The organism is Burkholderia pulmonis, assembly GCF_984667975.1.
Genome location: NZ_OZ480187.1, coordinates 3,084,725 through 3,104,218, shown reverse-complemented (window position 1 = coordinate 3,104,218; position 19,494 = coordinate 3,084,725). Strand labels below are relative to the sequence as shown.

Here is a 19,494-nt window from a genome sequence, read left to right as displayed (position 1 = left end):
GGAGAACTGATTGTCCGCCGCGGCGAGGAAACCGTCGACGGTCGTGACGCGGTTCGACCGGCATTCGCGCACGCGGGTTCCTTTCGAGAACGTAACGGCGTATTGCGGATTCGATGCGTGTGGGGGGCGGGACTGCATCGTTTTCACGCGGGCGTGCAGCGAATCAGGCCAGTCCGATGATCAGTGGAATACCGCTCGTCAACACGATACCGGCTGGTAAGGTGCAGTGGCCTCCGGTATCCCGAACGGGGATCTCTCCTTGACGCCCGCTCCTCTCGTGAGAGTCCGCTTTTTTATCGTCGTGCGGGTGTGTCTTGTGGCGGTCGGCTCGCGTCCGGCGGACCCGTTCGATGGCGGCGGCATAGGGGCTGCCGCCATGACCCGACGGGCCGCGCATGCGCGATCCGTCGGGCGGCGGACTTTACAGCTTCTTCGATGCTGCCGGTGCTGCGTCACTCTGCGTGGCCGCCGTCGCCGGATCGAGTGTCGCGAGCGTCTTCTCGGTGAATTTCTCGTACAGCCAGTCCATGCGGATGCTGTCGACGCCGGCGATGCCACCGAGCGCATACGACGCCGACACCTTGAAGTGGTCGACCGGACGATTGTCGGCATCGGTGAGCGTGACGGTGCCGTCGACATAATCGTTGCCGGCCATGAAGCCGAACATCACGGCCGAGAAACTCGATCGCACGCGAATGCCGGTGACTTCGACATTCAGGTGCATCGCATCGGTTGAATCCGCTTTGGCGAGCAGCTTGCGTGCGTCCAGTGCGCTTTCGATTTTCTCCTGCAGCTTCTTCGCGTCGAACTTCAGGTTGTCTTTCAACGCTTCCTGCGCGGCATTGTCGAGCGTGACCTTCACGAACACGGGTTTCGTGCCGAAATGGGTCGTCGATGCGGTCACGGCAGCCCCTGCCGGATCGCTGGCGTCGCGTGTCACGCTGCTGGCGCAGCCCGACAGGAAGCCGATCGTCACGAATGCCAGAGCGGCATGACGGATAAGAGATTTCATGATTTGGTCTTTTGATTGGGGTTATTAGAATTGGCTCTGTGGCCGAGCGGAAATTTAACACGAGCGATCCGATTCAAATAGTCGAATGGATCGAAAATCGATTCGGTGTTTAATCGGCGTGGTGTTTTTACGTCGATGAATAACCGGATTAATGCGTGATGAGTGATGACTGGCGCTGGAGGCGGGCTATTGCCGTCACGGCGTCGGCAATGGGCAGGCGATTACTGGCTGTTGCCCGACGCCGCCCCACCCAGTCGATACGCGGTAAAGAACTCGTACCACGGCGACCCTTGCGCAACCGGTACGCCGAGCGCTGCCGTGCGCTGCTTCAATGCGCCGAACACGTCGTTGATGCGCGCTGTCTGCCCCGCATCGTTGAACGGATAAGGCCGCGATCGCCCCGCCGCGAACGCGCCGTACGCGATCGCGAGCAGGCGGGCGCTGTCGTCGGTGGATGCGATCGCGCCGTTGATCGTCTCGGCGAAGCGCGGGCGGTCTTCCGCGCGCGACCCGGACAGGCACAGGAACACGATCGCCGACAGTTCATGCAAGTCCTTCACCTGCAGCAATTCGGGCAGCCGCGCGACGACCCGCTCGACCGGCTCCTCGCGCAGCGCATCGCTGAAGTCGAGCACGGCGGTCATCGGATTCGTGTCCGCTTTCAGGCGATCGAGTGGAGGCGGGGCCGTCGACGCGCCGTCGGGCGCCGCAGCCGGCGCAGACCTCAGCGCGTCGGCCACCTGCTGCGTCCACGCCGGAAAGATCATGCGCACGTTGCCGAACTGCTCGCCGCCTTCCGCCGCAGGATTCCACCGATAGACGATCGTGCCGCCGCGAATGAACGGCGAATACAGGTGCTCGGGCGTTTGCGGCAGCGGCCGGCGGTTGATCGGCAGCCACGCGAGCGTCAGCCAGTCGTAGCGGCCCGTCGCGGGCACCGACGGGCTCGAGCTCGCGACGACCTGCCACGTGCCGCGATTCGCATAGCGGCGGCGTGCATCGGGCACGGCGACGGTCCTGCCTTTCGCTGTGTCGAAATACGTCGCGCCGGTGACGTTCTCGCCGCTGTCTTTGGCCGGCGTGAGGGTGGAGATGACCCACGATGCACCATCGGCCGAACGGTAGTCGGACGGCTGCAGCGTCGCCACATCGTGCACCATGCGCGTTTCGGCCGCGACGGGGCTCGGGGGGAGATTGGCCTGGGCGGCCAGGATGCTCGGCATGGACTGTCCTCGGAATCGGGGGCGCATCGTCGAGCGGGGCGATGCGCGGTGGCGCGGGTCGTTTCTCGTAACTGTAGGACGTTGCGGCCGGTATCGCGAGGAACCCGGCGCGCAGGGCAAGGAGCAACGTGGATTCATTTATTGTAGTAACATACCTACATATATGAATTCCAGGAGTTCATCGTGACCATCACCACGCTCTCGAGTCGCGAACTCAACCAGGACGTGACCAAAGCCAAGAAGGCGACAAAGGATGGGCCCGTGTTCATTACCGACCGCGGCAGGCCTGCCCACGTGCTGCTGAGTTTCGAGGAATACCAGCGTCTCACCCGGCAGCGGCGCAACATTGCCGACTCGCTCGCCATGCCGGGTGTCGAGGACATCGAGTTCGATCCGCCGCGCGCAAACGTCAAGATCAAGGCGGTCGATTTCTGATGATGTTCGTTCTCGATACCAACGTGGTTTCGGAACTCCGGAAAGTGCGGGCGGGCAAGGCGGACAGGAACGTGGCGGCCTGGTGTTCGACCGTCGATGCGTCGGTGCTGTTTGTCTCTGCCATCACGATCATGGAGCTGGAGACAGGTGTCTTGCAGATCGAGCGCAGAGACGCGGAACAGGGCGCGCTGCTCAGGGCATGGCTTGACGGGCATGTGCTGCCCGAGTTCGCCGGTCGCGTGTTGCCGGTCGATACCGCAGTTGCCCAACGATGCGCACGGCTTCATGTGCCGGACCGGCGGTCCGAGCGGGACGCGCTTATTGCTGCGACGGCGATCGTGCATGGGATGACGGTCGTGACACGCAACGTTGCCGATTTTGTTGAAACCGGTGTCGCTATCCTGAATCCGTGGGATTGAGCGAATCAATCAACTTGCTCACGACGGAAATCGGATTCCGCTTGAGTGCGATCGCGTGTCGATTTGCTTCGGCTTACCATGCGCATCCTGAGCCAACGACGCCTACCGATCGGGAGCCCTCATGACCGACACGAAAGCCATTACCGAACACTGGGCGCAGGTCGCCGACCAATGGATCGGCTGGGCCGGCAAGCCGGGGCACGATGCGTTCTGGAAATACCGCGCGGGGCTCGCGGCGTATATCGGCCGCGGCACCGGCCTCGCGCTGGAAATCGGCTGCGGCGAGGGCCGCGTGAGCCGCGAGCTGAAGGCGCTCGGCTACGAGGTGACCGCGAGCGATGCGGTGCCCGCCATGCTCGACGCCGCGCGCCACGCCGATTCGGCGCATCACTACCAGTTGGCCGACGCGGCGGCGCTGCCGTTCGACGCAGCCAGCTTCGATCTCGTGATGGCGTACAACGTGCTGATGGATCTCGACGACATGCAGCGCGCATTGAACGAGGCCCGCCGCGTGCTGAAGCCGGGCGGCACGCTGTTCATCTCGCTCGTGCATCCGTTCCGCGATCGCGGCGGCTTCGCGGGGCCGCAACCCGATGCGCCGTTCGTGCTGAAGGGCAGCTATTTCGGGCGTGAGCATTTCGACGGCGTGGAAACGCGCGACGGGCTGTCGATGCACTTCGCGGGCTGGTCGCTGCCGCTGCAGGCGTACATGGAGGCGCTGGAAGCGGCCGGGTTCGCGATCGCGTCGCTGCGCGAGCCGCCGCCCGATCATGCCGATACGGATCAGCTGAAGCAGTGGGCGCGCGTGCCGCTGTTTCTGTGGATCAAGGCGCGGCCGCTGGGGTGAGCGCCCGGCTCCGCGCTCTCAGCGCGGCAGCGCCTTCCTGTAAACAATGCCGCCCGTTTTTTCCGCGACGGTGTCGTAGAGCCGCTGCGCCGTGTGATTCGTCTCGTGCGTCTGCCAGTACACGCGTTCGGCGCGATGCCGGCGCGCGGCGTCGTACACGGCTTCGATCAGCGCGCGGCCGACGCCCTTGCCACGTTCGCTGTCGAGCGTGAACAGGTCCTGCAGGTAACAGGACGGCCCGGCGTGCGTCGTGCTGCGGTGATACAGAAAGTGCGCGAGCCCGACGAGCCGGCCGTCTCGCTCTGCGACAAGTGCATGCACGGGTTCGTAGCCGTCGAAGAAGCGCGACCACGTGAGCTGCGTGACGGACAGCGGCAGCGCGGTGGCGTCGAAGCGGCCGTAGAAGCGGTTGTAGCCGTCCCACAGCGGCAGCCAGTGGTCGTAGTCGTCTTCCCGCACTGCGCGTACGGTCAGGCCCGTGTCGGTGGCGCTCATGTTTGCGAACCTTTCGAAGAGGGTTGGGCGCGTTACCCGTCCGGCAGGCACGTCGCAGGTCTCTACGATAGGCAGTTCGCGGCACGACGGGTAGGCCCATGACGACCACGCTTTCTGGTGCCACGGCTACGCGTCAAGCATTCGCGCAACGCGATCACGAAGCGCCGGCAACACGTGCAGGATGCGTCGACGGCTCGACCGCGATCGCGACTTCGCGGACATCGATCCCGCCGACGGGTACGACGCGGGTGCTTACCCGCGCATCGGCGGATTGAGCTGCGCGAACGCTGCCTGCCGGCGATACGGGAAGTACGGATACGGCGCTTCCACCGCACTCGCCGCGTCGAGCGTTGCAATCTGCGCATCGGTCAGCGCCCAGCCGACTGCGCCGAGGTTCTGGCGCAACTGCTCCTCGTTGCGCGCGCCGATGATCACCGACGACACGGTCGGCCGCTGCAGCAGCCAGTTCAGCGCGACCTGCGGCACCGTCTTGCCGGTTTCCTCCGCGATCGCGTCGAGCGCGTCGACCACGTCGTACAGGCGTTCGTCGTCGACCGGCGGCCCGTAGCTGGCCGTTTCGTGCAGGCGGCTGCCTTCGGGCAACGGCGCGTTGCGGCGGATCTTGCCGGTGAGCCGGCCCCAGCCGAGCGGGCTCCATACGAGCGCGCCGAGGCCCTGGTCGGCGCCGAGCGGCATCAGGTCCCATTCGTAGTCGCGGCCGACGAGCGAGTAGTAGACCTGGTTCGCGACGTAGCGCGACCAGCCGTGCCGGTCGGCTGCCGCGAGCGATTTCATGATCTGCCAGCCGGCGAAGTTCGACACACCGATGTAGCGCAGCTTGCCTGCACGCACGAGATCGTCGAGCGTCGACATCACTTCCTCGACCGGCGTGCCCGCGTCGAACGCGTGCAGTTGCAGCAGGTCGATGTAGTCGGTGTCGAGGCGGCGCAGCGCATCGTCGACGGCGCGCACGAGCCGTGCGCGCGACGTGCCTGCGTCGTTCGGGCCGCTGCCGGTCGGCAGGCCCGTCTTCGTCGAGATCAGCACCTGGTCGCGCCGCCCCTTGATCGCGGCGCCGAGCACGCGCTCGGATGCGCCGTCGGAATACACGTCGGCCGTGTCGAACAGGTTGACGCCGGCTTCGAGACAGATGTCGACGAGGCGGCGCGCTTCGTCGACGCCCGTGTTGCCCCATGCGCCGAACAGCGGGCCGGTGCCGCCGAACGTGCCTGCGCCGAAGCTCAGGACGGGAACCTTGAGGCCGGAGCGGCCGAGCGTGCGGTATTCCATGTGCGTTTCCTCTCGTCGTGAGTGCGGAGCGGGGCCGCGTGTCGTGGGTCAGGCGATCACTGTACCGTTTGCGACTTTTCCTGATAATCCTGAAGATAGCGAAAATATCCTTCGGAAGAGGCGAACAATGCTGCTTGACAACCTCGCGCTGTTCCTGCGCATCGTGGAGAAGGGCGGGCTGGCCGCGGCAGGCCGCGAGGTCGGCCTGTCGCCGGCCACGGTGTCCGAGCGGCTGACGGCGCTCGAGCGCCACTACGGTGCGGCGCTGCTCACGCGCACGACGCGCGCGATCAGCCTGACCGACGAGGGGCGCACGCTCGTCGACGGCGCGCGGCGCCTGCTGGCCGAGGCCGACGAGCTCGAAAGCCGCGTGCGGCTGGGCGTGCAGACGCTGTCGGGGCCCGTGCGGCTGAGCGCGCCGGCCGATCTCGGGCGCGAGCGCGTCGTGCCGGTCGTCGATGCATTCCTGGCCGAGCATCCGGGCGTGACGGTCGACCTGCATCTCGGCGACGGCTATGTCGACCTCGTCGGGCAAGGGCTCGACTTCGCGATTCGCCGCGGCACGCTCGCGGACAGTTCGCTACGCAGCCGTTCGCTCGGCCGGGCACGGCGCGTGGTGTGCGCGTCGCCGGCGTATCTTGCGGCGCGCGGTACGCCCGCGCATCCGGACGATCTCGCTGCTCACGACTGCATCGTGATGCGCTTCGGACAGGAGCTGTATGCCGAATGGCCGTTCAGCATCGACGGCGAACCGAAGCGTGTGATGGTGCGCGGCCGGCGCGTGGCCAACGACGGCGCGCTCGTGCGCGCGTGGTGCATCGCGGGGCATGGCGTCGCGCTGAAGTCGCTGGTCGACGTCGAGCGGGATCTGGCGTCCGGTGCGCTCGTTGAAGTCCTCGGTGCGTTCTCGCCGGGCGAAGTTGATCTGCAGATCGTCTATCCGGGCAGTGCCGCGCAGCCGAGGCGGGTGCGTGCGTTGATCGACAGGCTGGTGCTGGCGTTGACGGCGGCGTGAGCGCGCGGCGCCGGACGCCATTCAATGTCAATTCAGCAGTCGTAGTGTCGAATGCGACGCAGCGCATGAAGATTGAACGATAGTTTTAATTCGGAATGCGTATTGAATACTTTAAGGAAATAAACAAACTTTAAGCCGTCTCTCCGCTTTGGAAACTCGGGCCGAGATGTCCGATCACGCGTCAATCAGACGAGACAGAAATTCGAAATTTGTGGTTCTCGTTCAACAGTTTGGCAATTTCTGACAGTAATTTGTAGGGATTTAAGTAAGCTCGCTTTCAATAACCAAACGAATGGACGCAGGCCGCGTCGGCGAGAATGAACAAGAACACGCACCGCCTGGTGTATTCCAGGCTTCGGGGAATGGTGGTGGCCGTCGCGGAGACTGCGACGGCCGAGGGGAAGTCGGCAACGGGCGAGGTGCGCGCGCGGCGGCGGTCGTCGACGTCCGGCGCTCGCGTTGTGATGGCGGGCGTTGCCGCGCTCGGCATGTTGCCCACCCTGTCCGGTGCGCAGATCGTCCCGACGCCGGGCACCAGCACGCAGGTGATCCAGACACCTAACGGTTTGCCGCAGGTCAACGTGGCGCGTCCATCGAGTGCGGGCGTATCGGTCAACACCTACAACCAGTTCGATGTTCAAAAGGCCGGCGCGATCCTGAACAACTCGGCCACGCTGGTTCAGACACAGCAAGCGGGCTGGATCAACGGCAATCCGAATTACGGAGCCGGGCAGGCTGCGCGCATCATCGTCAATCAGGTCAACAGCCCGAACCCGTCGCAGATCCGCGGCACAGTCGAGATAGCAGGCGCTCGCGCGGAACTCGTCATCGCTAACCCGTCCGGGATTTTTGTCGACGGCGGCGGCTTTCTCAATACCAGTCGCGCGACCCTGACAACCGGCGTGCCGTTCTACGGTGCCGACGGGGCGCTTGCCGGCTACAACGTCAACCGCGGCCTCGTGACCGTTGCAGGCGCAGGCCTGAATGCGGCCAATATCGATCAGGTCGATCTGATTGCACGCGCGGTGCAGGTGAACGCGGCGGTCTACGCAAAAAATCTGAACGTGATCGCAGGCGCCGCCCAGGTCAACCACGACACGCTCGCGGCGACACCGATCGCCGGCGACGGCCCGGCCCCGGCGGTTGCAATCGACGTGAGCCAGTTGGGCGGCATGTACAGCAATCGGATCTTCCTCGCCTCGAACGAGAACGGTGTGGGGGTGGCCAACGCCGGTACGATCGCGGCGCAGGCGGGCGACCTGACGCTGCAGTCGAACGGCCGGCTCGTACTGACGGGCAAGACGACCGCGAGCGGCAACGTTGCGTTGTCGGCCGCAGGTGGCATCCAGAACAGCGGCACCACATACGCGCAGCAATCGCTGTCGGCCGGCACAGGTGCCGATCTCACGAACACCGGGACGCTCGCTGCACAGCAGAACACGACGGTCAATGCCGGCAGCGTCAATTCGACCGGCACGCTTGGCGCGGGCGTGAACAACGACGGTTCGGTCGGCCAGGGCGGCGATCTGAGCCTGACGGCCTCGGGCCAGTTGAGCGCAACGGGGCAGAACGTAGCGGGCGGCAATGCGGCGCTGACCGGCGCGAGTGTGAATCTCGCCGGCAGCCAGACGGCGGCAAACGGCAATCTGTCGCTGAACGCGACGGCAGGCGACTTGAATCTGTCGAACGCGACGACGAGCGCACAACGCGCCATTCAGACGAATGCATCCGGCACGGTGATCAACGATCACGGCAGCCTGTCGAGCGGCGGCAGCACGACGCTGACCGGTGGCGCGCTCTCGAACCGGAGCGGCAAGGTTTCGTCGCAGGGGCCGCTGTCGGTCAACGTGGCCGGCCAGGTCGCCAACCAGTCAGGTGAGCTGATCTCGGAGAGTACGGCGGACATCCAGGGCGGTGCCCTCGCGAACAACCAGGGCACCATCCAAAGCGCAGCCGGCATGACGGTGGCCGGTGCGTCACTGGACAACACGGCAGGTCGGATCACGTCGCTCAACGGCGAGGGTCTGTCGGTGACGACGAGCGGCCAATTGACCAACGCTGCGGGCGCTACCGCGAACGGTGCGCAAGGCGGTGTCATCGGCGGCAACGGTGATGTTTCGGTCCGCGGCGCAAACGTTGTCAACCGCGGCACGATCACGTCCAACACGAATCTGCGTATTGCGGGCCAGTCGGTCGATAACGGCAGCGGTACCCTGCAGGCTGCGCAAAACATCCTGGTCGATGCCGGCGCGCACCTGACGAACAGCGGTGGTTCGATTGTCGGCCAGGCGGCAACGGTCAGCGCAGCGACGCTCGACAACAGCGCCGGCACCGTGCAGGCGAGCCAGGTGTCGTTGACGGCGACCGACCTCGTGAACCATGGCGGCACGATCACGCAGACCGGAACTGGCCCGATAGCCGTCAATGTGTCGCGCACCCTCGACAATTCCAACGGCGGCACGCTGCAAACCAACGGTACCGACCTGACGCTCGCGCCGGCCGCGATCGTCAACGACGGCGGCACGATCACGCATGCCGGCAACGGCACACTGACGCTCGGAAGCGGTTCGGGTTCGGTGTCGAACGTGGGCGGCTCGATCGCAAGCAACGGGCGCGTCGTCGCGCAAACCGGCGCGTTGAACAATACGGCAGGCTCGATCAACGCGCAGAACGGACTGACCGCAACCGTCGCCGGCACGTTGAACAATGCGAGCGGCAAGCTGTTGTCGAACACGGACGCCAGCATTACCAGCGGTACGCTGTCGAACGACGGCGGCCAGATCGGTGCCGGCACGAATGCGACGATCCACACAGGCTCCATGACGAATCGGGGTGGCTCGATCGTTGCGCCGAACCTGTCTGTCACTGCCGATTCGATGCTCGACAACAGCGGCGGCAAGCTCGAGGCCAATCAGCTTGCGCTTGTGGCCGCCAACCTCGTCAACCACGGCGGCACGATCACGCAATACGGCTCGTCGGCAATGGGCATCAACGTCAGTGGCATGCTGGATAACTCGGCCGCCGGCGTGATCCAGACCAACGCCACGGACCTGACGCTTGAGCCGGCCGAGCTGAATAACGCGGGAGGCACCATTACGCATGCGGGTGCGGGCACGCTGACGATCGCGCCGGGCAATGGGGCGAGCGCACTGAACAACGCGTCGGGCACTATCGTGACGAAGGGGCAAGCGATCGTCGATGCGAGCAGCTGGAACAACGCGAGCGGCATTCTTGCCGCGCAGCGCGGTATCAAGGCTACGATCGCGGGCGACGTGAACAACGCGCAGGGCTTGCTGCGATCGGACACGTCACTGTCGTTGACGAGCGGCGGTGCGTTGTCGAACCGTGGCGGTCACGTTCAGGCCGGGCAATCGACCGTCGGCGACACCAGCACGCTCGACATTCAATCGGCGTCGATCGACAACGCGGACGGCGCCATTGTCGATCTCGGTGCGGGCAAGATGACGGTGCAAGGCGGCAGCCGGATCGCGAACAGTCATGCCGGCCGCGTGTCTGGCATGGGTGCGATCACCGGCAACGGCGATGTGACGATCCGGGCAGCGTCGATCAGCAACACGCAAGGCGGTCAGCTCAGCGGCGCATCCCTGCATGTCCAGGGGAGTGCGCTCGACAATAGTGGCGGCACTATCGGTAATGTCGCGAACTCGAACGGCGACGTGAACGTCGCGACGACCGGCGCGATCACGAACACGAACGGCCAGATCAGCTCGACGCACGACCTGACGGTCGCGGCGACCACCCTGCAGGGCGGCGGCACGTACAGCGCAACGCATGATGCGAACGTGAACCTGAAGGGCGATTACACGACAGCGTCCGATACCCGATTCAACGTCGGTCATGATCTCGCTTTCACGCTGCCCGGCATCTTCACGAACAATGCGAATCTGGAGTCGGTCAACAACCTGAGCGTCAACGCGGGCAACATCGTCAACGTCGGTGCGCTGACTGCCGGCGGCCTGCTGCGTACGCAATCGACCAACCTGACCAATACGGGCGCACTCGTGGGCGCCAGCGCGTCGCTCAACGCGACGAATACGATCTCGAACATTGGGCCGACCGCACTCATCGGTGCATCAGACAGCAACGGCACGCTCGAAATCCTCGCACGCGATATCGAAAACCGCGACGACACGACCGCGAACGACTCGATGGCGACGACCGCCATCTTCGGCATGGGCAAAGTCGTGCTGGCAGGCGGCAAGGACGCGAGCGGCAATTACACGAACGCGGCGCTGGTCAATAACGTGTCGGCATTGATCCAGTCGGGCGGCGACATGGAACTGCATGCCGACAAAGTGACGAGCACGCGGCGCGTGATGAAGACGTCCACGAGCCGGATCGATCCGGCATCGCTTGCGCAGTTCGGCATCAGCATGTCCGGATGCGTGGCGATCCACATGGAGGCCTGCTCCGGTCGGGATGTGAATTGGGCCGACCTGAGCAAGCCCGAAGTGCGTGAACTTTTTCTGGATTTCGTGGGTGGGGTTCCGACCGATCCGCCTCATGGCGGGCAGTGGAACAGCGGCTACCAGAAGACAACCTACTACGCGGACAGCGCGACGGCGACGACCGTGACGGACATCAGCCCGGCCGCCCAGATCGTGTCGGGTGGCAAGATCGATGCGTCGTCGGTCGGCACGCTGCAAAACTACTGGAGCAACCTCGCGGCAGTCGGCGACATCAAGATGCCGGCCCACTACGACTCCGACGGTTGGGCGGCGTCCGGTCAGAATCTGCCGGGCGTGTCGGTCTCCTACTCGGGCCAGTATCACTACAACAACTACGACAACACCGAACACGACTGGCAACTGCCGTTCGGCAACGCGCCGTTCGTGACGGGGCGACCGGGCGGTTACACGCAGGCGGCACCGGCATCGATCAAGGATTACAAGCTGCCTGGCTATTTTTCGACGACGAGTTCGAACGGTACGATTTCTGGTACGGGCGTGAGTGTCAACAACACGGCCGGCAACGCATCGATTCCGTCGCTCGGCTTGCTGCCGGGACAGTCGGTGCCGGGTCTCACGCCGACGAACCTGAGCGGTGACGCGAGCGGCGCGAAATCAGGGGCTTCAGCGGTGCACGGTGGCCCGCCGGTGCCGGTCGATCCGGTCATCGCCAGTGCGACGGCACTGAACGTGCTGAACAACCTCACGATTCCGCAGGGCGGGCTCTACCGGCCGACCACCGCGCCGAACGCGAACTACGTGATCGAGACAAATCCGGCATTCACGAACCAGAAGAATTTCATTTCGAGCGACTACTTCTTCGGGCAGATCGGCGTCGATCTCACGCATATTCCGAAGCGTCTTGGCGACGGATTTTACGAACAGCAGCTCGTGCGCAACGAAGTCACCGCGCTGACCGGCAAGGCGGTGCTCGGACCGTATGCGGATCTGCAGACGATGTATCAATCGCTGATGGCAGCCGGTGCGGATCTGTCGAAGTCGCTCGATTTGGCCGTAGGCGCGAGCCTGTCGGCCGATCAGGTGTCGAAGCTGACCAGCAATGTGGTGATGATGGAAACGCGCGTGGTCGACGGCCAGTCGGTGCTCGTGCCGGTCGTGTATCTCGCGAAGGCCAGCCAGCAGAATATCGACGGCCCGTTGATCAGCGCGACGAACATCGACTTCCAGAACGCACAGTCATTCACGAACAGCGGCACGATCAAGGCGGACAACACGCTGGCGATCCAGGGCAAGCAGATCGACAACGCATTCGGCGCGCTGCAAAACGGCGGGTTGATGGCGCTGAAGACCGAGAACAACGTCGACCTGACGTCGGCGAACGTGAAGGCCGGCAGTCTGCAGGTGGACGCGGGTAAGGACCTGATCCTCAACACCGTGACGAATACCAGCACGCGGGTGAGCCGAGACGGTGCGACGAGCGTGGTGACGACGCTCGGGCCGACCGCCAAGCTGGACGTCGCGGGCGATGCGTCGATCGTCACCGGCGGCAACTTCCAGCAGAACGCGGGCAATCTGTCGGTCGGCGGCAACCTCGGGATGAATGTCGGCGGCAACTGGGATCTCGGTGCGGTGCAGACCGGCGAGCACAAGATCGTGCAGCGGGCGAATGGCGTGTCCAACACCGACATCAACAAGGTCACCGGCAGCTCGGTGACGGTCGGCGGGCAGTCGAACGTGGTCGTTGGCGGCGATCTGACGGCGAAGGGCGCGCAGATCGATCTCGGTCAGGGCGGCACGATTGCGGCCAAGGGCAATGTCACGCTCGGCGCGGCGAGCACCACGTCGACGGTGAACAGCAACAGTTCGGGCAGCGACAGTCACGGCAGCTACGCGGAGACGCTGCACACGTCCGATCAGGCACTGACCGGGACGACGCTCAAGGGCGGCGATACGGTCAATATCGTGTCGGGCAAGGACATTACGCTCTCCGGCAGCGCGATCAGCCTCGACAAGGGCAACGCGAACCTGCTGGCGGCCGGCGATGTGAACGTCGGCGCGGCAACCGAAAAGCACGAGCTGAACTCGCACGAGACGCATAGCCACAGCAATGTCGTGAGCGGCGTGAAAGTCGCGAGCGGTATCGACCAGACGATGACGCTCAATCGTGGCAGTCTGGTGTCGGCGGACGGCGTGAATATCGTCAGCGGGAAGGACGTCAATGTTCAGGGTAGCACTATCGTCGGAACGAACGACGTGACACTGACGGCAGCGCGCAACGTGACGGTGACGACGTCGCAGGATACCTTGCAGTCGTCGAACTACTACGACAAGAAGGAGTCCGGGCTGATGTCGGGCGGGGGGCTGTCGGTGTCGGTCGGCAGCAGTTCACTTAAGACGACGAGTCAGACAACCGAGGTGTCGAACAACGGCAGTACGGTCGGTTCGCTGAAGGGCAACCTCAGTATCACGGCTGGAAACGATCTGCATGTGACCGGAAGCGACCTGGTCGCAGCGAAGAATCTCAGCGGGACAGGCGCGAACGTAGCGATCGATGCTGCGCAGGACAAGAACCATCGCGGTGAAACGCAGGAAGTCTCGAAAAGCGGCCTGACGTTGGCATTGAAAGCGCCGGTGATCGACGCGGTGTCGAACGCGGTGGGGCAGTCGCGCGCGTCCAGCAGTAGCCAGGATGGCCGTGCAGCAGCGCTGCATGGGATGGCCGCGGCGAGTGCGGCGTGGGACGCGAACCAGGCCGCGGGCGACCTGGTGAGGGCGCTGGGGGCGGGCGAGACGCCTCAGTTCAAGGTCGAAGCCAGCCTCGGCAGTAGTCACAGCAAGAGCGCGTTCTCCGAAGACAGCGCGACGAATCGCGGTTCGAATGTGAATGCGGGCGGGACGGTGGCGTTTGCGGCGACCGGCAACGGTCAGGCAGGCAGCGGCAATGTGACGATCGCTGGCTCGAACGTGAACGCAAACGACGTGATCCTAGCAGCAAAAAATCAGATCAATATCGTCAATACGACGGATACGGATTCGACGCGCAGTACGAATGAATCGAAGAGCGCGAGCGTGAGCGTGTCGGTTGGCACGGGCGGGTTCGGTGTTTCGGCGGCGATGTCGAAAGCCAACGGAGACGGCAATAGCGACCTGGCCACGCAGAACAACAGCCATGTGAACGCCGTAAACGGCGTGACGATCATCTCGGGCGGCGACACGAACATCATCGGCTCGAACGTGAAAGGCAATCAGGTGAATGCCGACGTGGGCGGAAACCTGAGCATCGCGAGCGTGCAGGATACGTTGTCGAGCGCGGCACATCAGTCGAGCGCAGGCGGTGGTTTCAGCGTCAGTCAAGGTGGTGCCAGTGCGAACCTCAGCCAGAGCAAGGGCAACGCATCGGGCAGCTATGCGGGCGTCAATGAGCAAGCAGGGATTCAAGCAGGCGATGGTGGTTTCAATATCAACGTCACTGGCAATACGGATCTGAAAGGCGGGTTGATCGCGAGCGATGCGGATCCGTCGAAGAATTCTCTGACGACGGGGTCGCTGTCCTTCTCGGACATCCAGAACCAGTCGCACTACGATGCAAGCTCGAGCGGCTTCAGTGCAGGGGCGACGACTGGTGACGGCGGGATGAACTACAGCACGCACGGCAGCACGTCGGGCAAGAATGCGGGTGGCGCCGCACCGATGCTTGGTCAGAACGACAGCGGCAGTGATAGCGCGATGACGAAGAGCGGCGTCAGTGCGGGGGCGGTCACGATTACGGATTCTGCGAACCAGAAGCAGGATGTGGCGAGCCTGAATCGCGATACGGCGGACACCAACGGTACGGTCGCCAAACGCCCCGATATGCAGAACCTGTTGGCTAAGCAGTCGGACATGATGGCTGCGGCCAGCGCGGCGGGTGAAGTCGTGTCACGCCGGATTGGGGACTACGCGGACAAGATGATGAAGGATGCCGCGGCCAATGGCGACCCGTCAGGTGTCGACGCGTGGAAGGAAGGCGGAACGAACCGCGCACTGATGCAAGGTGCAGGCGCGGCGCTGGTGACCGGACTGGCGGGCGGTAATGCGGTAGGCGGTGCAGCCGGTGCGGCGATTGCGTCGATCGCGTCGGGCAAGCTGAACGAACTGAGCAGCGCGATTGCGGGTAGTGATCCGACCGGCAATGCCAATATGAATCAGGCGCTGGGGAACATTGTGGCGAATGCGCTTGCGACGGGGGCCGGTGCAGCCGTGGGCGGGGAATCGGGGGCGTTTTCTGGATACAACGTCGATCGGTTTAACCGGCAGCTCCACCCTGACGAAAGACAGTGGGCGAAGGATAAGGCGAAGGACTTCGCGAAGTTCTATGAAGAAAAGACTGGCAAGTCACTCACTGCGGAGCAGGCGCAGAATATGCTTCTGGCGAACGGTTATCGTTTGGTGGATGCGACGGCAAGTAAGGGGCCGGGAGGGGATGCGACGGCGGTGGCGTATATCAGCCAGAACAGTGGCGGGCTGTTCCACGCAACGTCGGCGGAGTACAACAGCCCGTTCCTGTACGGCAACAAGGGCGGCGCGTTGACGCCGGAGCAACGAGCTTTACCGGGATCTGTGGCAAACCCGACAGCGGGCCTGGTGATCGTTGGTGGTCTTGCTACTGCCGGCCTTGCACCAGAAATAATCTCCGGCGGGTCGGCAGGGCTATCGTATGCCCAAGACCTGTTTGCTGCATATAAGGTTGCACAGGCCGGATACTCGCTGACGACAGCGGCAGCAACGGGGGCCGTAGTAACCGGTTCAATTTATACAGGTGTAGCGGGTGCTGGGGCACTTGCCGACCGGTATTTGAACGGGAAGCCGCTAGGAGAAGGATTTGATCAACGTTTTTCCGTGGTCGGATTGGTTGCTGCATCTACCTTCGGAGCATATAACGGTATGTTTACCTCTTCGATGTTTGGATGGGCTGGTATTCCCAACTCAATCGCAAACATCGCGACAATTCCGGGTGTGGTGATCCGCGGAATGGGTGTCGCACTGGGGCAGACAGTGGGCCGAGCTACGCGAGAGATTGCAACGTCTGGAGATTCCAAGAAATAGTAAGGAGAGGTTATGTCAGGCGAGATTGTGAGTGGGTTAATTGGTGGGGTGTTTGGAACATTCATTGCGAAGGTTCTCGGAAGATTTCGCTTATGGAAAGTATTTGTAATGACATTTGTCATTTTATATGGGGGAGCATTTTTGATGGGGGTTATATTGGTGGGTTTTGAAAGGGCGCGGCCAATATTTTCTGAATTGTTTGCCCCGTTACCCTTGTTAATCTTTGCAAGCCTATCGGCGAGCGCGACGTTTGTCGCGTACCTTGGTCGCGGCGCTGCCAAGAAAGCCAAAGAAGATTAGTTCGACACCTGATTTGGTCAGTGAGTATATCTGGAGAGCACTTGGAAGCTACTCTACAAGGGCTGCAGTGATATTGCAGGTCGTCTCGAGGAGATGTCGGTTAATTGTGGGCTTTATGGAAAATTCGTTGCTCGATTTTAATTGAAAAAAACAGTAAATTTCTGGGGTTGATTATTAATTTGCCAGATCAAGAGAGCGTGGTTTTCTAAGGTCGGTGTGAAAATCAACGGCTGCGGAAATCTCGAAGAAGTTGGGGTGCGATTGTGAAATCGAGATTTGTGCTGCCCTGGATGGTGGGTGGATTGAAAGTGGGGAAGGTTGAACTCATAAGGTTATTGCTGAATTCCGGAAGGGCGAAGGACATGTTGGCCTTCGTCGAAGGCGAGTCGCCTTATCTTTCTGATGCGTCTGGTGGTGTGCCGCAAGATCCGGAACTCAAGCGAATTTGGATTATGGTGGTACATCATTTGCGTTTTTTGGCTGAATTTGGGAGTGGCGCGGTAGTTCAATCGTCTGGCGAAAAAGTGTACACGTCATATCCTGATGAATTTGATAGATGGTTAAATGCGGGGGCACCTGGAATTTCGGAGATCGATATTAATAGATATGTAGAGGAAAATCCTTTGAGTGAGAGTAAGTAGAACGTTAAAGTGGTCCGCTAATATCGATTTATATCGTCGTTTGGTGTTGATCTTTACTCAGTTTCGAAATTTCACTCTCTCAATAATTCAGTTGAGGATGGTCGTATCTTTAATATGCCATTGATCGAGGCGTATTCCGAACTCTGTGGGCGTGCATTTCCGCCTGCGGATTCGGATGCGGAGGTGAGTGATTATTCGAATTTGATCTCTGCTCCGAGCCTGTTGGATGAGGGGCATAAATTTTTTTTGATCGAATTTGGATCGCAGGCTAGGTTGATATATGGGTTTGATGATGACCTATCTAGCGTCTTTGATGTGCTTCTTGATCGCGGAGAGTGCCAACGAGTGATACGTGAAGCTGCCGCAGCGATTTAATGGCCTGTTCCTGATTTAATATTTTTGAAGGCGATGTGTCGATATGCATCGGGAATTTTCGCTGATTTTCGTCGTAAAAATAGCTGTTATTAAGAATTAAATAACCACGCGCATGATTACCCGTACATCCGCCATATTGCTGTCGGTCGCATGGCTTATGCCGAACATCGTTTCCGCTCAACAAGCTCCTACACCTGCTGATCGTGCGGCTGCCGCACGCGCTAACGCAGAACAGGACCGCCAGACCCAGCAGCAACGAGAGGTGCAGCAGCGTGAAGCCGTTGTGCAAGCGTCTTCGGTGCGATCCGAGGTTCCTCACGTAGGCAGCTATCCGACGTTGCCAGCGGAAACGCCGTGTTTCCGTATCGACAAGTTTTCTCTCGACGTACCGGACTCGCTGCCCGACGCGGTAAAAGCGCGTGGTGCCTCCGCGCTACCGATGGATCGTTTCGCATTCGCCCGCGAATGGCTCGACCACTACGCGGGGCAGTGTGTCGGCAAGCAGGGCCTTGATGTGCTCGTCAAGGGTTTGTCACAAGCGATCCTGTCACGTGGTTACGTGACGACGCGCGTGCTTGTGCCAGAGCAGGATCTGACTACGGGCATGCTGAAACTCGCGTTGATTCCTGGAACAATCCGCCACATCCGCTTCGCCGACGAAAAACTCCGCGGCACCTGGAAAACCGCCTTCCCGACCCGCGACGGTGAACTGTTGAACCTGCGCGATCTCGAACAAGGCCTCGAGCAGATGAAACGCGTGTCGAGCCAGGACGTATCGATGCAGATCGTCCCGGCCGACGTGCCCGGCGAAAGCGACGTAGTGCTCGACGTAAAGCGCGGCAAACCCTGGACCGTCGTCGCCTCGATCGACAACTCGGGCACACGCGCAACGGGCCGCCTTCAGGGTAACTTGTCGCTCGGTATCGACAACCCGCTCGGCCTGAACGATATCTTCAACATCGGCGTGAGCCAGGATCTAGAATTCGGCGACAAACGGCTCGGCTCGCACGGCTGGAACGGTTTCTATTCGATCCCGTGGGGCTACTGGACCGCGACGCTGTCGGCGTACACCAACACGTACTACCAGCAGATCGCCGGCGTGAACCAGACGTTCATCGCGAGCGGCAATTCGAAGACGATCGACTTCAAGCTGAACCGCGTGCTGTCGCGTAGCCAGAACGACGTGTTCGGCGCACAGTTCCGCTTGTCGCGCCGCTTCGGCCAAAGCTTCATCGAAGACACCGAAATTCCGCAGCAGCGGCGTAACAACACGTTCGTCGAATTTGGCCTGACCGATCGGCACTACTTCGGCAACGCGCAGTTCGACGGCACGCTCGCGTACCGGCAGGGCATCGGCGCATTCGGCGCGCAGGACGACATAATCGCAGCCGACGGCGGCCCGACCTACCGCTACAAGATGGCCGTGCTCGACGCGAATCTGTCGGTGCCGTTCGCAATCGCGCAGCAGTCGTTCCGCTACGTGACGACGTTCCACGGCCAGTACACGGGCAATACGCTGTACTACATCGACGACCTGACGATCGGCAGCCGCTACACGGTGCGCGGATTCGACGGGGAAACGATGCTGGCTGCCTCCCGTGGCATCTACTGGCGCAACGAGCTGCAGGCGCCGATCGGCCAAACCGGGCAGGTGGTCTATGCCGGCATCGACTACGGCCGCGTGTGGGGTCCGCAGCCGATCACGCTCGTCGGCACGCAACTGGCGGGCGCCGTGATCGGCGTGAAGGGCAGCGTCGCGACCCGGTTGGGTGCCTACGGTTACGACCTGTTTGCCGGCACACCGATCTACAAGCCATCCGGATTCCCGACGGCACGCGTGACGGTTGGTTTTCAGGTCACTGCACAGTTCTGACGAAGTAACCGCGATCCAATACCCGGCCCGCTGTCGCTGGAGACGGCACTGGCC

13 protein-coding genes are annotated in these 19,494 nt (G+C 62.3%); 9 read left to right on the top strand and 4 right to left on the bottom strand.

Annotated elements, in window-relative coordinates; genetic code table 11:
• Positions 1–421 precede the first annotated feature (421 nt).
• The gene (locus AC5LXK_RS30690; RefSeq protein ID WP_493392393.1) at positions 422–1,012 is read right to left on the bottom strand and encodes a DUF4410 domain-containing protein; all 591 of its coding nucleotides are present in this window, start codon (positions 1,010–1,012) and stop codon (positions 422–424) included.
• 221 nt (positions 1,013–1,233) lie between these two features.
• Positions 1,234–2,235: a hypothetical protein gene (locus AC5LXK_RS30685; protein ID WP_493392392.1), complete on the bottom strand. Its 1,002-nt coding sequence runs from the start codon at positions 2,233–2,235 to the stop codon at positions 1,234–1,236.
• Positions 2,236–2,418: 183 nt separating this feature from the next.
• Here AC5LXK_RS30685 and AC5LXK_RS30680 point away from each other — a divergent pair, with 183 nt between their 5' ends.
• The 3 genes from AC5LXK_RS30680 to AC5LXK_RS30670 all read left to right on the top strand — a co-directional run bounded on the left by AC5LXK_RS30680 (position 2,419) and on the right by AC5LXK_RS30670 (position 3,936).
• Entirely contained in the window at positions 2,419–2,670 is a 252-nt protein-coding gene (locus tag AC5LXK_RS30680; protein ID WP_493392391.1) for a type II toxin-antitoxin system Phd/YefM family antitoxin, read from the top strand.
• Positions 2,670–3,089, top strand: coding sequence for a type II toxin-antitoxin system VapC family toxin (locus AC5LXK_RS30675; RefSeq protein WP_023477201.1), 420 nt, complete (start codon positions 2,670–2,672; stop codon positions 3,087–3,089). Before AC5LXK_RS30680 ends, AC5LXK_RS30675 begins: the two co-directional genes overlap by 1 nt.
• A 121-nt stretch (positions 3,090–3,210) precedes the next feature.
• Positions 3,211–3,936, top strand: coding sequence for a class I SAM-dependent methyltransferase (locus AC5LXK_RS30670; protein ID WP_493392390.1), 726 nt, complete (start codon positions 3,211–3,213; stop codon positions 3,934–3,936).
• Positions 3,937–3,954: 18 nt separating this feature from the next.
• Here AC5LXK_RS30670 and AC5LXK_RS30665 read toward each other — a convergent pair whose 3' ends face one another.
• Positions 3,955–4,431, bottom strand: coding sequence for a GNAT family N-acetyltransferase (locus AC5LXK_RS30665; RefSeq protein WP_493392389.1), 477 nt, complete (start codon positions 4,429–4,431; stop codon positions 3,955–3,957).
• Between the two features lie 252 nt (positions 4,432–4,683).
• Positions 4,684–5,721 carry an aldo/keto reductase gene (locus AC5LXK_RS30660; protein WP_493392388.1) on the bottom strand — a complete coding sequence of 346 codons (1,038 nt, stop codon included), beginning with the start codon at positions 5,719–5,721 and terminating at the stop codon, positions 4,684–4,686.
• A gap of 127 nt (positions 5,722–5,848) precedes the next feature.
• Between AC5LXK_RS30660 and AC5LXK_RS30655 the strand changes: the two genes are divergently transcribed.
• From AC5LXK_RS30655 to AC5LXK_RS30630, 6 genes are all read left to right on the top strand, one after another.
• Positions 5,849–6,736, top strand: a complete 888-nt coding sequence (locus AC5LXK_RS30655) for a LysR family transcriptional regulator (protein ID WP_493392387.1) — start codon at positions 5,849–5,851, stop codon at positions 6,734–6,736.
• 317 nt (positions 6,737–7,053) lie between these two features.
• On the top strand, positions 7,054–16,251 hold the full coding sequence (locus AC5LXK_RS30650; protein ID WP_493392386.1) for a hemagglutinin repeat-containing protein: 9,198 nt from the start codon (positions 7,054–7,056) through the stop codon (positions 16,249–16,251).
• A 12-nt stretch (positions 16,252–16,263) separates the two neighbouring features.
• Entirely contained in the window at positions 16,264–16,551 is a 288-nt protein-coding gene (locus AC5LXK_RS30645) for a hypothetical protein (RefSeq protein WP_493392385.1), read from the top strand.
• A gap of 362 nt (positions 16,552–16,913) precedes the next feature.
• Complete coding sequence (locus AC5LXK_RS30640; RefSeq protein ID WP_493392384.1) at positions 16,914–17,192, top strand: hypothetical protein; 279 nt, start codon at positions 16,914–16,916, stop codon at positions 17,190–17,192.
• Between the two features lie 30 nt (positions 17,193–17,222).
• Positions 17,223–17,567, top strand: coding sequence for an Imm42 family immunity protein (locus tag AC5LXK_RS30635; protein ID WP_493394088.1), 345 nt, complete (start codon positions 17,223–17,225; stop codon positions 17,565–17,567).
• Between the two features lie 112 nt (positions 17,568–17,679).
• Positions 17,680–19,440 carry a ShlB/FhaC/HecB family hemolysin secretion/activation protein gene (locus AC5LXK_RS30630; RefSeq protein WP_493392383.1) on the top strand — a complete coding sequence of 587 codons (1,761 nt, stop codon included), beginning with the start codon at positions 17,680–17,682 and terminating at the stop codon, positions 19,438–19,440.
• Positions 19,441–19,494: the final 54 nt, after the last annotated feature.

Coding starts and splice junctions, on each gene's coding strand:
- AC5LXK_RS30690 (WP_493392393.1), bottom strand. CDS start 1,012: ATGAAATCTCTTATCCGTCATGCCGCTCTGGCATTCGTGACGATCGGC.
- AC5LXK_RS30640 (WP_493392384.1), top strand. CDS start 16,914: ATGTTGGCCTTCGTCGAAGGCGAGTCGCCTTATCTTTCTGATGCGTCT.
- AC5LXK_RS30665 (WP_493392389.1), bottom strand. CDS start 4,431: ATGAGCGCCACCGACACGGGCCTGACCGTACGCGCAGTGCGGGAAGAC.
- AC5LXK_RS30645 (WP_493392385.1), top strand. CDS start 16,264: ATGTCAGGCGAGATTGTGAGTGGGTTAATTGGTGGGGTGTTTGGAACA.
- AC5LXK_RS30675 (WP_023477201.1), top strand. CDS start 2,670: ATGATGTTCGTTCTCGATACCAACGTGGTTTCGGAACTCCGGAAAGTG.
- AC5LXK_RS30650 (WP_493392386.1), top strand. CDS start 7,054: ATGAACAAGAACACGCACCGCCTGGTGTATTCCAGGCTTCGGGGAATG.
- AC5LXK_RS30630 (WP_493392383.1), top strand. CDS start 17,680: ATGATTACCCGTACATCCGCCATATTGCTGTCGGTCGCATGGCTTATG.
- AC5LXK_RS30670 (WP_493392390.1), top strand. CDS start 3,211: ATGACCGACACGAAAGCCATTACCGAACACTGGGCGCAGGTCGCCGAC.
- AC5LXK_RS30655 (WP_493392387.1), top strand. CDS start 5,849: ATGCTGCTTGACAACCTCGCGCTGTTCCTGCGCATCGTGGAGAAGGGC.
- AC5LXK_RS30685 (WP_493392392.1), bottom strand. CDS start 2,235: ATGCCGAGCATCCTGGCCGCCCAGGCCAATCTCCCCCCGAGCCCCGTC.
- AC5LXK_RS30660 (WP_493392388.1), bottom strand. CDS start 5,721: ATGGAATACCGCACGCTCGGCCGCTCCGGCCTCAAGGTTCCCGTCCTG.